14 protein-coding genes are annotated in these 14932 nt (G+C 71.0%); 3 read left to right on the top strand and 11 right to left on the bottom strand.

From position 1 onward, the window contains the following. Positions 1 to 489 precede the first annotated feature (489 nt). Positions 490 to 1215, top strand: coding sequence for a hypothetical protein (locus ACZ7BZ_RS02890; RefSeq protein ID WP_470356838.1), 726 nt, complete (start codon positions 490 to 492; stop codon positions 1213 to 1215). A gap of 59 nt (positions 1216 to 1274) precedes the next feature. On the opposite strand, the gene ACZ7BZ_RS02885 is transcribed toward ACZ7BZ_RS02890, so the two are convergent. The 11 genes from ACZ7BZ_RS02885 to ACZ7BZ_RS02835 form a co-directional block, all read right to left on the bottom strand. Continuing rightward, positions 1275 to 2309 (bottom strand): UDP-N-acetylmuramate dehydrogenase, encoded by a 1035-nt coding sequence (locus ACZ7BZ_RS02885; protein ID WP_470356837.1) that lies wholly within the window; start codon positions 2307 to 2309, stop codon positions 1275 to 1277. Positions 2310 to 2320: 11 nt separating this feature from the next. Continuing rightward, positions 2321 to 3364: a serine hydrolase domain-containing protein gene (locus ACZ7BZ_RS02880; protein WP_470356836.1), complete on the bottom strand. Its 1044-nt coding sequence runs from the start codon at positions 3362 to 3364 to the stop codon at positions 2321 to 2323. 2 nt (positions 3365 to 3366) lie between these two features. Then, positions 3367 to 4671, bottom strand: a complete 1305-nt coding sequence (locus tag ACZ7BZ_RS02875) for a UDP-N-acetylglucosamine 1-carboxyvinyltransferase (RefSeq protein ID WP_470356835.1) — start codon at positions 4669 to 4671, stop codon at positions 3367 to 3369. Between the two features lie 2 nt (positions 4672 to 4673). Further along, a complete protein-coding gene (locus ACZ7BZ_RS02870; RefSeq protein ID WP_470356834.1) occupies positions 4674 to 5414 on the bottom strand; it encodes an LbetaH domain-containing protein in 741 nt (246 codons plus the stop codon). 68 nt (positions 5415 to 5482) lie between these two features. Further along, complete coding sequence (locus tag ACZ7BZ_RS02865; RefSeq protein ID WP_470356833.1) at positions 5483 to 5686, bottom strand: hypothetical protein; 204 nt, start codon at positions 5684 to 5686, stop codon at positions 5483 to 5485. A gap of 103 nt (positions 5687 to 5789) precedes the next feature. Further along, positions 5790 to 7106 carry a helix-turn-helix domain-containing protein gene (locus ACZ7BZ_RS02860; RefSeq protein ID WP_470356832.1) on the bottom strand — a complete coding sequence of 439 codons (1317 nt, stop codon included), beginning with the start codon at positions 7104 to 7106 and terminating at the stop codon, positions 5790 to 5792. A 187-nt stretch (positions 7107 to 7293) separates the two neighbouring features. Continuing rightward, the gene (locus tag ACZ7BZ_RS02855; RefSeq protein ID WP_470356831.1) at positions 7294 to 7620 is read right to left on the bottom strand and encodes a hypothetical protein; all 327 of its coding nucleotides are present in this window, start codon (positions 7618 to 7620) and stop codon (positions 7294 to 7296) included. 164 nt (positions 7621 to 7784) lie between these two features. Next, entirely contained in the window at positions 7785 to 9527 is a 1743-nt protein-coding gene (locus ACZ7BZ_RS02850; protein ID WP_470356830.1) for a relaxase/mobilization nuclease domain-containing protein, read from the bottom strand. Continuing rightward, the gene (locus ACZ7BZ_RS02845) at positions 9517 to 10407 is read right to left on the bottom strand and encodes a hypothetical protein (protein WP_470356829.1); all 891 of its coding nucleotides are present in this window, start codon (positions 10405 to 10407) and stop codon (positions 9517 to 9519) included. The genes ACZ7BZ_RS02850 and ACZ7BZ_RS02845 overlap by 11 nt, the downstream gene beginning before the upstream one ends. 250 nt (positions 10408 to 10657) lie before the next feature. Then, positions 10658 to 11461: a DUF2637 domain-containing protein gene (locus ACZ7BZ_RS02840; protein ID WP_470356828.1), complete on the bottom strand. Its 804-nt coding sequence runs from the start codon at positions 11459 to 11461 to the stop codon at positions 10658 to 10660. A gap of 468 nt (positions 11462 to 11929) precedes the next feature. After that, entirely contained in the window at positions 11930 to 13252 is a 1323-nt protein-coding gene (locus ACZ7BZ_RS02835) for a DUF3631 domain-containing protein (protein ID WP_470356827.1), read from the bottom strand. Between the two features lie 408 nt (positions 13253 to 13660). Here ACZ7BZ_RS02835 and ACZ7BZ_RS02830 point away from each other — a divergent pair, with 408 nt between their 5' ends. Both ACZ7BZ_RS02830 and ACZ7BZ_RS02825 read left to right on the top strand, forming a co-directional pair. Next, positions 13661 to 14170, top strand: coding sequence for a helix-turn-helix domain-containing protein (locus tag ACZ7BZ_RS02830; protein WP_470356826.1), 510 nt, complete (start codon positions 13661 to 13663; stop codon positions 14168 to 14170). Between the two features lie 446 nt (positions 14171 to 14616). Then, complete coding sequence (locus tag ACZ7BZ_RS02825) at positions 14617 to 14922, top strand: helix-turn-helix domain-containing protein (protein ID WP_380390158.1); 306 nt, start codon at positions 14617 to 14619, stop codon at positions 14920 to 14922. The last annotated feature ends 10 nt before the right edge of the window (positions 14923 to 14932 follow it).

Here is a 14932-nt window from a genome sequence, read left to right as displayed (position 1 = left end):
CGTGGTCGACGCTGGCGGCGACATGGCAGTGGACGTTGCCGACCCGCCCGCCCTCGCGGAATCTCCCTGCGGACCTCCCATCGGTCCGGTGGGCGACCACGGAACGACGAAGGCCCGGACCGCTGGTGCGGTCCGGGCCTTCGTGAAGGCGGAGGATACGAGATTCGAACTCGTGAGGGGTTGCCCCCAACACGCTTTCCAATTCTCCCGAACGCCGTCCGCCGGGGTTCACGCCCGTCCTGACCTGCAGCGGAGTGGGCGGTGGGGCGACGGCTGAACCTGGCCGGACCAGAGTGAATGAGACCAAAACTGAGACCAGCAATGGCTCTCGAAGCGGTTGCGCTGTTCCGTTCGACGGGCTGGCCGCGGTCAGGTGAGCACGTATGCGTCGGGGGTCGGTGGTTACAGAGATCTGTCGGATCGGCTGCCCCTGTTCGGCCTCCGGAGTGTCCCGTGCCGTCGAGTCCGGGCGCGGATAGTATCCACGCCATGACGCAGAGTTATGGGCCGGTGCAGCGCAAAATCCTCGCCGCGCTGACCTCGGCACGGACTGTTGAGCCGTACCCGATCTGGATGACGTGGCGGGGCCTGGCAGCGCGCGTCTACGGTCGTACCTACGCGGTGGCCAGCGACATCGCGAACGTTCGTCGGGCAGCTCGCGATATGCGCGGCACGGTCACTTGTTTCAACTACACCAATGGGAAGCTGGCTGGTGCTGGTCTGAGGCTCACCCCAGAGCACCAGTGGCTACTTGACCAGGTGACTGCGCTGGCTCCTCAGCTTGGGTGGGCCGTCGACGCCCGTAACTATCGTCCACCGACCGCAGCCGAAGTGCAGGAAGCTTTCAGGCGAGGCTGCCTCGCCGATGGGGAAGTCAGAGTCGACCTCACCAAGGTCACCGGGATGGTCAACGCAGCATGCAAGTCCGCCTTCGATCCGTCTGAAATCGCCTGGCAACGACTTGGCCTTGAAGCGCTCAACAAGCAGAAAAAGGCTCAGGAGCTGATTCGCCTTGCTGCGGCGATCAGACAACATGCGTCCAGGCAGGAAAGGTTGGAGGCCGAGGCTCGGATGATCACGCTCGGCCCCTTCCGCGTTGACCCCACCGCGATCGAGTTCTGCCCCTGCTGCCAGCAAGGTGTTTCAGCCGACAGAATGCCGGAGCTGAGGGCGAACCTGCTCGGCGTGCGGCGTCCGTCGTTGATCCCGACCTGAGCCCTCGCGTTCGGAGCTTGCTGGGCGCGCAACATCGGTGCGCCGTCGATGGGCTGGTCTCACGACCAGGTGCCGACCAACACCGGCTCGGGCTGCAGTGCGATACCGGTGGCGATCTCGACCTGCGTCGAAAGCTCGGCGAGGGCCCGGGCGAAGCCCGTCGCGGTCGCTCCGTCGTGGGCGGTGAGCGTGAGGGTGCGACGTTCTGAGCAGCGGATGCCGTCTGCGATCTTGTAGCCGGGGCGGTAGCCGATGTGTTCCAGCAGCCAGCCGGCGCTGGCTCGGAGCTGTCCGTCGCTGTCGGTGTGGGTGGGGCATCCGGCGGCGGACAGGCGGGTGGCCTGGGTGGCGGTGACGGGCGGGTTGACGAAGACCGATCCGGCCTGGCGGGCGGCGGGGCCGTGCGGGTTGAGGAGAAGTCCGCGGCGGTGGCGGTTGGCGAGAACGGCGGCCGTCACCTCGGCTACGGGCGGCCGGGTGCCGATGGATGTGCCGAGTTCGTCCGCGAGCGGCTGGTAGGTGACGGGGGCGGCCGGTGAGCGGGTGAGGTGGAACGTCGCGGTGAGGAGGGTCCAGCGGCCGGGGTTGCTCTTGAACCTGCTGTCACGGTGGCGCAGGCGGCATGCCTCGGCGGGCAGGGTCCGCATGCGGCCCATCTCCCAGTCCCACACCGTCAGGTGGTCGAGGGTGTCGGAGATCTGCTGGCCGTAGGCTCCGGCGTTCTGAACGGGGGCGGCGCCGACAGTGCCGGGTATCCCGGCCAGGCACTCGATCCCGGCCAGGTGCTCGGCGGCGGCCCAGGCGGTGAGGTCGGTGAGCGGGTGTCCGGCCTGCACGGTGACGTCGACCGTGGTGTCGTCCACGCGGCTGGCGGTGATGCCTCGGGTGTTCATGACTACGACGGTGCCGGGGTGTCCGGTGTCGGAGGCGATGACGTTGCTGCCGTGGCCCAGCACCACGGGTTCCTGTTCGTGGCGCTGCCCGATCGTCCTGACGGCGTCGGCCCAGTCCGCGGGGGTGGAGATCGTCAGAACGTGCTCGGCGGGTCCCCCGAGTCGCAGGGTGGTGAGGGACGCGAACGTGGTGCTGGGCACGGTAGGCCCTCCTAGGGTTCGTCGGTGATCGCCTTGAGGGCGAGGATCCGCAGCGGGGCGAGGCGGGTGCGGTTGTCCTGGTGGTGGTAGACGGCGTTGGTGCAGATGGCCAGATAGCGGCCGGTGGCCGGGGCGAGGTAGAGGCTGGTTCCGGTGAAGCCGTGGTGGTAGGCGACCCTGCCCTCGTCGGCGAGGATCCAGGCCAGGCCACGGTCGAGGCCCACCTCGATCTCGGCCTGCGGCTGCATGCTGTGGGCGAGCCAGCGGCCCAGGGGCCCATCGGTGGCGTGCGAGGCCAGCAGGTGGGTGGCGAAGGTGGCGAGGTCGGCCGGGGTGGTGAACACCCCGGCGTGGCCGGCGACTCCGCCGAGCAGGGCGGCGTTGTCGTCGTGCGGCATCCCCCAAAGCCGGGGCCCGCCGGTCAACCGCTGCTCGGTCGGGGCGACCTGAGCGGAGCGGGGCACCGGTCCGTAGGTCGTGCTGGTCACGCCGAGGTGCTGCCAGAGCTCGGTCGCCAGCTCGTCCAGGCGCTGGCAGCGGTAGTGGGCCAGGGCCAGGCCGAGGAGGATGAAGCCGCGGTTGATGTAGAGGTGGCCAGCGCCGGGCTCGGCGATCAGGTCCTCTCCGCAGATCAGTTCGGCCAGCGGTTCGGTGCGGCCCCGGTACTGGTCGAGGCGGGTGTCGGCCCGCAGTCCGGAGGTATGGGCCAGGATCTGGCGGACCGTCACCTGACCTCCGGGCGCCTCGGCCGGGATGCCGGTCAGCAGTTCGCGGATTGGGGTGTCCAGGGTGAAGCCGTCCATGAGGGAGGTGCCGACCAGCGGCCAGGCGGCCAGGACCTTGGTCAGCGAGGCCACGTCGTACACGGTGTCCGGTCCCGGCCGGGCGTCGCCGCACTCGGGGGCGACGACGCCGGAGGTCAGGTAGCCGGGCTCGGTGTCGAAGGTGCCGTGGGCGATGACCCCGCCGGGCACAGTGCCGTCTGCGGTCATCAGGTCCAGGCACTCGCGCAGGTCGGCGAGCGCGTTCGGGGTCCACGGCACGGTGTTGGTCACGGCTACTCCTGGTCGATCGTCAGGTCGGCACCGAGCGCGGCCAACTTCGGCAGCAGGCTGCCGTATCCGCGCCGCAGGTGATACATCCCTCGGATCGTAGAGGTGCCTTCGGCGGCCAGGGCGGCGATCACGAGAGCGGTCACCGCCCGGATGTCCTCCCCGGCCACGTCGGCGGCGGTGAGGGCGGACCGGCCCCGGACGGTGATCACCGAGCCGCTCGCGTTGACGGCGGCGCCGAACGCGGCCATGGCTGGCAGGTGGGTGTCGCGCTGGGTGTAGATCCGCTCGTCGATGCGGGAGTTGCCCTCGGCCTGGGTGAGGAAGGCGGTCAGCTGCGGTTGCACGTCGGTCGGGAAGCCCGGGTGCGGGCCGGTGGCCATCTGTACCGGTCGCGGCCCGGCCGGGGTGCTGACCGCCGTTCCGCCGTCCAGCGGGTCGAGCTGGATTCCGGCGTCGGCGAACACCGACACCAGCCCGTCCGGGAACGCGGCCGGCGGGAAGCCGTCCAGGTGGACGGTGCCGCCGGTGATGGCGGCGGCCAGCGCGAGCGTGGCGGCCTCCAGCCGGTCCGGCGGCACGGTGAACACCCCGCCCCGGATGCGGTCGGTGCCAGTGACGTTCAGGGCCTTCCTGCCCCGCCACTCGATGCCGACGCCGGCCTGCGAGAGCAGGGCGGCGGTGTGGGTGACCTCGGGCTCCACACTGGGGTTGAGGATCGAGGAGGTACCCGGGATGCGGGCGGCCAGCAGCATCGCGGTGACCGTCGCGCCTAGGCTCGGCCCCCACGAGCAGGTCTCGGCGTCGGTGATGAACGGCAGCCGCTTGCCGGTGAAGCGGGCCCGCACCCGGCCCCGGTTCACCTCTACCTCGGCCCCGGCGGCTTCCATCGCGGCCAGGTGCCGGTCGATGTAGCGGGCGCAGAAGGCGTCCCCGCCGGGGGTGGGGAAGGTGACCTTGCCGGCGCGGGCCAGCAGGGCGCCGCCCATCACTGCGGTGGTGCGGATGCGTCGTCCGAGGTCGTCCGGGATGACCGGGAAGTAGGAGTCGGCCGGTCGGGTGGCGAACTCGTCGCCGGTCACGGTGGCGCGGGTGCCGGTGCGGTGCAGGATGTCGGCGACGACCAGGGTGTCCAGGATCGCGGGCGCACCGGTCAGGGTGAGAGGGTCGTCGGCGAGGATCGCGGCGGCGTACAGGTGCAGGGCGATGTTTTTGCTGCCCTGGACGGTGGCGGTGCCGGCCAGGCGGCGGCCTCCGGTGATTCGTACGGCCCGCTGGTCGGTCGTGGTGGTGGTGTCGGTGGTGGGCATGGTCACCTTCCCTGGCTTCCGGCCGGGAAGAAGCCTCCGACCTGGGTCTTCGGGTAGAGCAGGGTGTGCGCGCCGATGAGGGTGGCGGGCTGGAGCACGGTGCCGGCGGGAACGATCACGCCGTCGCCGATCACCGCGCCGAACTTCGTCTGGCCGGTGGCGATGCGCCGGCCGTCGAGGTGGGCGCAGACCTCTTCGGTGGCCGGTTCGGTGACCGGTCCGGAGGTGACCCTCAGGCCGGTGGTGGAGACGAAAGCGCCGATGTTGACGCCGAGCCCGAGCACGGAGTCGCCGACGAAGCTGGTGTGCTTCATGAACACCCCGCCGGTGAGCAGGGAGCGGGTGACCTCGGCTCCGAAGCCGATGCGGCAGCCGGGGCCGACGACGGTGTTGTCACGTACCCGGGCGCCGGCCTCGATCACCGCGCCGGGGCAGACCAGCACCGGTCCGGTGACGAACGCGCCTTCGGCGACGACGGCGCCGGGCGCCACGATCACGTGGCCCCGGACGCTGGCGCCGGGCTCGATGGTCCCGGTCGCCTCCGGCAGCGGGATGTCCAGGTTGCCGGCGAGCAGGTCGGTGATGGCCTTCTTGATGCCGAAGACGGTCGGGCAGCAGTTCAGCAGCTCCAGCACGACCGGGTCGGTGACGTGTTCGGTGTCGAAGTAGTACTCGGGGGTGGTGCGGTGGTCGATGCGCTGCAGCTTGGTGTGCAGTGCGGGCGCGTCGGTCAGCCGGTGCATGGCTGGATCTCCTCTCGGGCGAGCGAGTGGAAGAAAGGGGCGGGGCCGTCACGGCGGCCCCCGGGGCCTTAGGAGGGAGGAAGGTCGGGCACGGCCGCCGCCTGGGGGCTGGCCTCGGCCGGGTGGTTGTGGACAGCCAGGCCGAGTAGGGCGAGCACGGGTAGGTGCAGGGCGGCCCAGGAGGCGGCGAGGAAGGCGCCGAGCCGGTCGCGGTCCGGCGGGGCGGCGTGCCGCCGGCTGGCGGGCGGCGGGGAGGTGCTGGGCGTTGGCATGGGAGGGCCTTCGGCAGCAGGGGGAGGGTGGACGTTCCCCAGTGAACCGCCGGGCGAAAGGCCGGATCCGTAGCTGGACTACGGGCCGTAGTCCGGCTACGGGTCAGATGATCTGGACGCCCGCTCGGGCGGCGAAGTCTCGGACGCCGGGCAGCTTGCGGTCGTGCCGCAGCAGGGTGGTGGCGAGGTCGCGGACGGCACCCCGGCGGATCTCCTGCGGGGCTGCCTCCTCGGCGGCCAGGAGAGCCCGGTAGCACTGTTCGGGCTTGCCCCACTGGTCGAACGCGCGGGCCACGTCAGTGAAGAAGCGGGCTTGCCGCTCGGCGGTCGGCAGTGCGGTGGGGTCGATCGTGGAGGCCAGCTCGATCGCCCGGCCGGCGTCGCCGAGCTCGTAGTGCACCGACAACTCGTGCAGGGCGACGCCTTGGATGCCGTCCACCAGACCGGAGGTCCGGCCGGCAGCTGCGGCGCTGTCGGCTGCCTCGCGGATCAGCGAGTGCGCGTAGGCGCGGTCTCCGGTCTTCGCGGCGGTGTAGGCCGCAGTGGCGTACAGGTCGCCCCGGGTGGCCAGGCGGGCGGACTCGGGCACCGTGTTGTCGGCGAGGAGGTCCTCGGCGGCGACCACCACGATGTCGGTTGCTCGGGCCAGGCTGCCCTGGCGGCGCCAGGCGCTGGAGACCATCCGCTGTGCCTCGGCGACCACCAGCGGGTCGCCGCCGTCTCGGGCGGCGGTGAGCGCGCGGTCGGCGGTGATGGCCACCAGGTTGTTGTCGCCGATCTTGATGCACAGTCGAACTGCGAGATTGTAGAGCCGGGCGACGTTGCGAGCCCGTTCTTCGGTGCTGCCGACCATCTGGGCGGCAGCGATCCGGCTCGGCAGAGCCTCAGCGAGCGCGTCGTACTTGGCAGCCTTGAACTCACGACGGGACGTCAGGAGGGAGGCGGAGACAGTCTCGTGGGTGGGCTCGCTGCGGGGCGCTGGAACCCGTCCTGTCCCGTAGAGCAGCAGGTCCTCCAGGCCGGCCAGCGGTGAGGCTGCCTCGGCGTGCGCGGCCTGCTGGCCGGCGACCGGGGTGAACAGGGCGGCAGCCGCCAGGGTCAGGAACGGGCGGCGTCGCACATCGTCCTCCTCGGCAGCGGAACTGCTCGTCAGCGTAGCCGAGGTGGACTTGCGGGGGCGGGACCTCGGCCGGTCTGCGGCCGGTTGCGGTAAGGCCATCAGCTCGTTGAGCTCGCAGCTGAGTACCTCCGCGAGGCGCCGGAGCAGGGTCAGGTCTTTCACCTGCTGCAAGTCCCGTTCGACCAGCGACATCCAGACCTCGCTGCGGTCGAGCTCAGTGGCGAGGCGGAGCTGGGTCCACTCCATCTCGGCGCGGCGGACCGCGATGAACTTGCCGAACGTGATGCCGTTGCCCCCCACGCTGGCCCCGGTGCCGTGTTGAAGCCACTACGGATCGCTACCGTACCGATGCTGGGGGCCACGGCGTAGTGCTTTCGGGCCGGAGCTGGCATTGACCGCGTTGTTCGGGAAGGTGTGGCGCTGCTGGTTCGTGGGCTGGCCCTGGAATGCCTGAGGCCCGCCGTGTAGGCGAGCCTCAGGCTGTGGGTCACGACCAGGTGGTGCCGGCGAGTAGGCCGTCGAAGGCGAGTGCCCGCATGGCGGTGTTGTAGTCGTCCCACTCGTCCCACTCGTGTTCGGGGGCGGTGAAGTGCAGGTCGAAGTAGGCGCGGGTGAGGTCGGGCTCGTGCCATTCGGCCGCGCAGCGGCAGCGGACGAAGACCTGGTGGCGGACGTTGAGGAGGAGCCAGTCTCGGCGGGCACGGCAGTTGGGACAGGTGATGGGGATGCCCCGGGCGTCGAGTTCGCCGGCGTGGGGGACGGCACGGATGACGGCTCTGTGGTGGCCGTCGTGGTCGGTGCTGGGGTTGGTCAAGTGGTGCCCTTCGATGGCGGGTGACGGTTGGCAAGCACACAAGACGCACGGTGGCCGGGATGGTTCCCGGCCACCGAAGAAGACATCGAAGCGACATCTGTGCGCACGGGCGTTCCTGTGGCTGGGTGGGCGGGGCTCGAGGCATCGGGTGTTTCCGGTCGGGGTCAGCGTCGGCGGGTGGGGTCGTTGGCGGCCCTGGTGCCGGTCGGCACAGCGGGTGTTGTGGGTGCGGGTGTCGGGGTGGTGCGGCTGCCGGTGCGGGCGCGTGCGGCCTGGGTGCGCTGGTCGATGCGGTCGCTGGTGGCGTTGCGCAGGCGCCAGAGGAGGACTTCGGCGGGTCGGTCGGCTGTGGTGAGCTCCCGTTGCTGGGCGGCCTCGGCGAGGGCTCGGCGGGGTGGTTGGCCGGAGGATTCGGCCTGGGCGAGCGCGGTGGCCAGGGCGGGCCAGGAAGGGTCGGCGAGGATGCGCTGGGCGTGGTCGGGGACGGCGGCGTGGACCTGGGCGGCGAGGCGGTCGGTGGTCTTGGGTGTGGGGGTGCGGCGGGTGAGGTCGGCGATGACCGGCTCGGCCGTCTGCCGGTAGGCGGTTCGCAGGTGGACGAGGGACTGCTGGGCGGCGTGGGCTTGCTGCTGGTGGCCTCGGGTCTGGTGCCAGCGGGCAATGGCGATCACGACGAAGACGGCGGTGGACAGCAGGGCGGCGGCGGTGGCGCCGTCCTCGCCGGAGCCGGCGGTGTGCAGGAGTTGCTTGGCGGCGGTGCGGAGGGCTGCGGCCTGTTGGTGTTCGGCACGGACCTTGGATCGGTTGGCGCGGTTGAACGCGATTGCGGCGGCTCGTAGTTCGGCGCGGGTGTGGGCGGGTGCGGTGAGGGCGGCGGTGTGGAGGAGTTCGCCGAAAGCGGCGGCCTGGGCCTGGACGACGGTGTCGAACGCGTCGACGTCGGGGTGGTGTTGGTCCTGGTAGGCGAAGCGGACGGTCTCCCGGAGGGTGGTCTCGGCCTGTCGCCAGCGGTCCGGTTCGACCGTGCCCCGTGCGGGCGTGGTGGGCTGCTGGGCGGCGAGGCGTTCGCGCAGGCGGTTGATGGACAGGTCGGGGGAGAGCTTGGAGCCGCCGAAGTAGACGGGTTCGCCTTGGGCGTTGACGTCGCCAGGGCGGGCGAGGCTGTAGCCGATGACGTCGCCGCTCTCGGGGCCGATGCGGTAGCGGACCTGGATGCCGAGGGCGGTGAGGGTGGAGAAGTACTCCGCCTCGTTCAGGGAGGCGGCGGCGACGGCTTGGGCCTGTTCCTGCAGCCACTCCTTGGCGGTCTGCTGGTGGCCGGTGCGCTGGGCCTTGGCCTGCTCGGCGCTGGTGGGCATCGGGGCGGCGGTGTGGTCGCCGGAGTTGAGCTGGCGCAGGCCGAGTTCCTTCTCGATCTTGCGGCACTCGGCCTGGGCGCGTTGGCCGTCGCGCTTGTTGCGGGGACGGCGGCCGTCCTCGCGGACGCTGGTGGCCATGATGTGGATGTGGTCGTCGGCGTGACGAACGGCGATCCACCGGCAGCCCTTGTCGTCGCCATCGGGCGCGATGCCAGTGGCGTGGACGACCCGGCGGGCGACCTCGGCCCACTCGGCGTCGGTGAGGTACCGGTCGCCGGGCGCGGTGCGGACGGGGCAGTGCCACACGTGCTGCGGCACCTTCGTGCCGACGCGCCTCTCACGTGCGCGCACGGGTTGGTCGAGGTAGTCGGCGAGCTCGTCGAGGAGGGCGTGGCGCTGGTCGAGGGGCGCTCGGCCGGGGTCGGGCACGCCGGGCATGGCGAACGCGGCGACGATGTGCGGGTCTGTGTGCTCGTCGCGCCGGCCGGGGCCGAAGAGGTAGGAGAGCAGGCCGCGGGTGCGCGAGCCGGTGGAGACGTCAGGCACCACGGCGGCCTCCCGGCAGGACGCGCTGGTAGGCGTGACGGGCCTCGATCGCGCAGGCGTGAAGGGCGTCCAGGGTCTCCATGGCGCGCTCCGGGATCTCGCCTCGGTAGATCTCGACCATGAGCTGGTTGAGGTTGTTGCCGGCCCGGTCGATCGCCCGCTGGTGGGTACCGACTGCTTCGGTGAGGAGCGTGACGGCCTCGTAGTCGGGCATGGGGACGAAGGCGTCGCGGCGGCCGGTCATCAGGTACGCCAGGGCCACGCTCATGGCGGAATCCGCCAGGAAGGAGGAGCGCGAGCGCTTGAGCTTCTTGGCGACGAAGTCGAGCAGCTCCTTCTCGGCCGGTTCCACCGAGCAGGTCACCTGGTCATCGCGCTTGGTTCCGGAACGCGGCCGGTACATCCGCACCGCCAGCGGAAGCGAGGTGTCGTCCACCGGAAGTACGAAGCGGTCGAGAACCGGAACGCGCTCATGGATGAACTCGGCGGCGGTGACGGTCGGCGCTTCACGCACGACGCGGTCGGCGGCGTCGGCACGCTCGGCGTCGATGTCGTTGCGCGGCTCGGCATCGTGCTCGGGAAGCTGGTCCTGGTCGTGGCCGCCCTCGGTCGCGACCTCCTGGTCCGGCGCGCCCTCGCGCCGGTCCTGCCCCGCCACCCCTGTGGCGGGGTCAAGCGCAAAGTCCGCGGCGCCAACGGCGTTGTGGACTTTGCCCCAGCTTGCTCCGTCGTCGTCGTGACCGTGGCCGGTCCAGGGCAGGGCCTGCTTGACGCGGGCGAGTATGCCGCCACGGCCGGGCTTGCCGCTACCGGCTCCGCGTTGCTGGGCGTCCTGCTCGGGCGAGGCGAATGCAGGGTCGAGGTGGTGCTGCTGGTCGGGCACGGGGATCTTCCGGTTCTTCTGTCGGGGCAGGCGGTTGTCGGTTGGTGGGGTGTTCGCCGGATGCGGGGTGATGGTCCGGCGGAAGGGGGGTTTGGCGGTGCCGGAGTTCTGGTGTAGACGTCGCCGGTTCAGGACTTCCGGGGTCTCCGGATGGGCGCTGGGGGAGTTCCGGTGAGCGTTGGTCAGCGTCGGTGAGGGGCCGCTCGCCCGGTCCGGAAGCGGGCCGGTGCTCGGGCGAGCGGCGGGGGCGTCAGGCCGCCGAGGCGCTGGCTTGCGCGTCGGCCTGCTGGCTGGCCTGTTCGTCCTTGAAGCGCTGGGTCAGCTTGCCGAGGCGGTCGCTGGCGATGGGTATGCCGGCTTCGCGCAGGACTGTCCTGATCACGGCCTGGGTGGGGCCGTGCTCCTGGACGGCGGGCCGGACGATCTCGGCCAGCTCGTCCATCGAGGCGGCGGGCTTGCGGCCGGTGCGCTTGGTGCCCACCACCGGTTTCCGGCTGTCGGGCCGGAGGTCGTGGTCGGGCTCGAGCACCGGTTCGTCGGCGGGTAGGTCGTACTGCTCCGCGTCCGTCACCGGTGCGGACTCGGTTGCCGGTGCAGGCTCGGGGTTTTCGCGGAGCGGGAGTTCGCCCTCGGCGCGCTTCGGGTCGATGGCGGTCGCGGTCGCGGTGGTGTTGTGGGCGAGGAGGGTGCCGCCGAAGAAGGCGAGGGCGGGCCATCCGGCGACGAGGATCCGTAGCCAGGCGGGGACGTGGGCGAGGTCGAGGAGTCCGGCGGTGGCGACATTGGCGCCGAGGGAGGCGGCCAGGGCGATGGCGAACCAGGTCCAGGCGGTGCCGGCGGGGTGTCCGGTGGTGCGCAGGGTTCGCATGCGTTGCCAGGCGGCGACGAGCAGTAGGTCGACCGAGACGGGGTAGGCCCAGGCTTTCCAGCCGTGTTGTCCGGCGGCTTCGGCGATGTCGTGGAGGTGGGCGAAGGACAGGGCGCCTGCGATGGCGGCCTGTATGAGGACGGCGTCCGGGCGGGGCAGACGCCGCGTTGGGGTGGTGGCGGTCATGCGGAAGGTGGTCCTCGCGGGTCGGGCGGTGGTGGTTTGTGGGATTGCCGTCTTTGCCGTCTTGCCGTCTTGGTGCTGCGGGACGGTCTCTGGGCTGGGGCGGGCTCGGCTGCCCGGGTGGTGCCGTGGACACGGCGGAGTTCGGGTTCGGGACGGTGCGGTATCCGTCTTGGGGCTCGTATCCGTCCCGGAGGCATGGCCTTTGACCTGCGGTTTTACGGCAGGGACGGGTGGGACGGCACAAGACGGATGTGTTTCCCGTCCCGGCCATGGCCCGCCGCTCGCGCCCCGGACGGGGGCGGCGGCGGGCCGCTGGTGGGAGTGGACGGCTGCCGTCTTGGCGTGGGCCTGATCCGTCTTGGTGCGGATGACGTTGCCGTCTTGGGGTGCCGTTCCGTCTTGGCGGCAGGTGTGGTGACCTGCGGTGTTACGGCTGGGACGGCAGGGACGGCATTTCGGGGAGGGTGGTCAGCGTCTGCTGCCCGCTGCGGTGGCGTTCACGGGGTGGACTGCGGGGCAGTAGCGCCGCCAGGCGTCGAGGAACTTGTTGCGCAGGTAGCCCTTGCGCTGGGTTCCATCGGGCATGCGGACGTTGCCGGAGGAGATGCCGAACTCGCGGAGCATCGCGCCAAGGCCGCGCGGGGTCAGCCCGCCTCGGCTGGTCTCGGCCCAGGGGGCCTCGGGGTCGCCGTTGAGGTTGAACAGCAGTTGGTCGGTGGCGATGCTGTCCGGCTCACCGGCGGCGTGGAAGATCCGCCGGATGTCCGCGAGGATCCGCGCGCCGCCGGGGTTGTCCTCCTCGGTCTGGACCTCGGCGTCGACCATGCGCTTGCACGCCTGGCGGGCCAGGCGGGGCCAGGGTCCTCCGGCGAGGTCGGCGATGATCACCAGGGGTTCCCAGGTGTCGGCGGCGCGGTCCTCGACCGGCATGGCGGGCTCCAGACGCAGGGCCCGGTCAGCGAGCGGTGCCGCCCAGCGGGCGATCTTGTCGCGGATCGCGTGCATGGCGGGCCGGTCCCGCTGGGTGCGGTACGGGGCGACGCGCTCGCCCTCGGCTCGGCGGCGCATGCGGATCACGATCGAGCGGTCCATGATCGTGTCGGGGAGGTCGCCGATGCCGGCGATGGCCGCCATGGCGAAGGTGGGGAACTTGCGCGGGGTGTGGTCGTTGCCGACGACCCGCAGCACGTAGCGGTCGCGCTGGTGCCCGGCGTTGAGCAGGCCGCGCATCTCCTCGTTCTTCTCCGCCGCCTTTGGACTGCCGAAGATCGTGTCCGCCTCGTCCACCAGCAGGGTGGGCGGCTCCTCGCTGATCGTGCGGAAGATGGCGGCCGGAGAAGAGTTCACCGTCAGCATCGGCTGATGGACCGTCTCGGCGAGCACATCGAGGAGGCGGGACTTGCCGCAGCGCTTGGCCGGGCCGACCACGGCCAGGCGCGGGGCGTGCTGCCACGAGCCCTGCAGGTGGGTCGCGGCGACCCACAGGGTAGCGGCGTCCAGGGCCTGGTCGGAGGGAAGGATCACGAACTTCGCGATCTGGGCCCTCAGCTGCGCGAGCAGGTCGGCGCCCTCGGTCGCCTCGGTGTCGGGCATCAGGTCGGTCCCGTCCGGGGCGGTGGGCTCGGCATGCGCCGCCTCGGCGTCGTGTCCACAGGCTGTGGACGCGAGGGCCTGCTGGGCGGGCAGGTAGGTGCCGGGCTCGCCGGCCTTGGCCACGGGCGGCCATGCGACAGCAGGCGTGTCCGCTGCGGGGGGTGTGGCGTGGGGCTGGGAGGCAGTAACCTCGGTCATGGAGATCCTCACTCGGCGGCTCTGGGGGGCAACCCGGTCCGCCGTAGGTCGACTGTCCTGGGATGGGCGGTGGCGAGGTTTTCGATCAGCCCCCGGTGTTCGTAGCGCCGGGGGCTTCGCGTTTTCCTGGGGGCATTCGGGCTGGCGCCCGACCCGGCTTAACCTCCTCCCGGTTGGTCATTTCATGCTGGCAAGATCGAACGTAGCGGGACGTCGACCCTCTGTCAAGCGATTCACGCATGGATATCTCAACCCCTCTCGGCATTTCTGCTGGCCGAACTGATTCGTGGAGGTCTCGTGAAGGTCAGCTCAACCGCTTGGCGGTTGGGCATTTCATGCTGCTACAGTCGCTCCTGTCGTCGCGTCGCGCCTGCTCGCAATCGGAAGGAGGTTGGTATGGTCAACCCCATGGTGCATCGGTACAAGGCCCTGGAGGGTGAGGCCCTCGTGGCCCACAACCTGAAGGTCTTGCGCAAGGCCGCCCGCCTCTCCCAGGAGGACGTGGCTGAACGCATGACCCGGCTCGGCTTCAAGTTCCACCAGACCCAGGTCGCCAAGATCGAGAACGGAACCCGCCCGGTCCGTTTCGACGAGGTGATCGGCCTGGCCAAGGCACTCAGCGTCCCGCCAGCGAACTTCATGACCGAAGCCGTGGCTGGCCCGGACGAACCGGACTACGAGCTGCAGGAAGCAGGCTTCGCCGTCGAGAAGGCCGAGCAGGAGTGGAGAACCGCCCACGACCTCGAACAGGCCGCCAAGGCCCGGTACGACGAGGCCCTGCACACCTACGAGGAGATCGCCGAACGGCTCGAAGCCCAAGGCGTCGACCTCGGCCCCTCCGGCGCCGAGCCCACGTGGTACCCGGCCCCCAACTCCCAGTGGGATCCGCTCCGCAAGGACCCCTCGGCCGACCGGTGAGCGAGCCCGCCCAGCTCGCCGCATGGGGCATCCTCGCCGCGACCCGGCCGGAAACCTAAAAAGGTCAGACCGGCGCACGCGCCCAAGATCTTTTTCGTTTCCGGCCGGGGCCGCCGTAGTGTGCCCGTCCCGCCCACCACCCCGCTGCCCGACCCTCGGCGCTACGAACGCTGAGGGCCGCCAGCTCGGGGATCGACGGCCTCGCGGAGCATCATCGCGGCGACCCGGCTCGCGACCTAAAACGCTCGACCCGGCCCATGCGTCCAAGATCGTTTTAGGTCCCGAGCCGAGACCGCCGTAGTGTGCCCGCCCCGCCCACCACCTACCCCGCTGCCCGACCCCCGGCGCTACGAACGCCGAGGGTCGCCCGGCAGCCCATCAACCCACCGCCCATCCCAACAGTCGCCACGGCGGCGCGTTGCCCCGCGCCGCCGGGAGGAACACCTATGCCTGAAACGCCCCTGTCTCTCGCGCGCCTTGCCGGCGCAATCGGCCTCACGGAGCACCAGCTCCTTGCCCTCGTCGCCAGCTGCGGCACGGAGGTGCCGGATCCGACGCTCGTCGCCCTCACCGTGGAGGAGGCCGCCCGTCGTCTCGGCGTCGGCCGGACGACCATGTACGCCCTGGTCGCCTCCGGCGAAGTCCCGTCCGTGACGATCGGCCGTCTCCGCCGAGTGCCCGCCGAGGCGCTCAAGGAGTACGTGGCCGCCCGTACGCAGGCTGCCCCTTCGACCGTCGCGCTCGCGGCCTGAGAGGGGGAAT

The organism is Kitasatospora sp. NPDC036934 (assembly GCF_055608425.1).
Note: the sequence above shows the minus strand (reverse complement) of the source record. Positions and strands in the feature narration are given on the sequence as shown.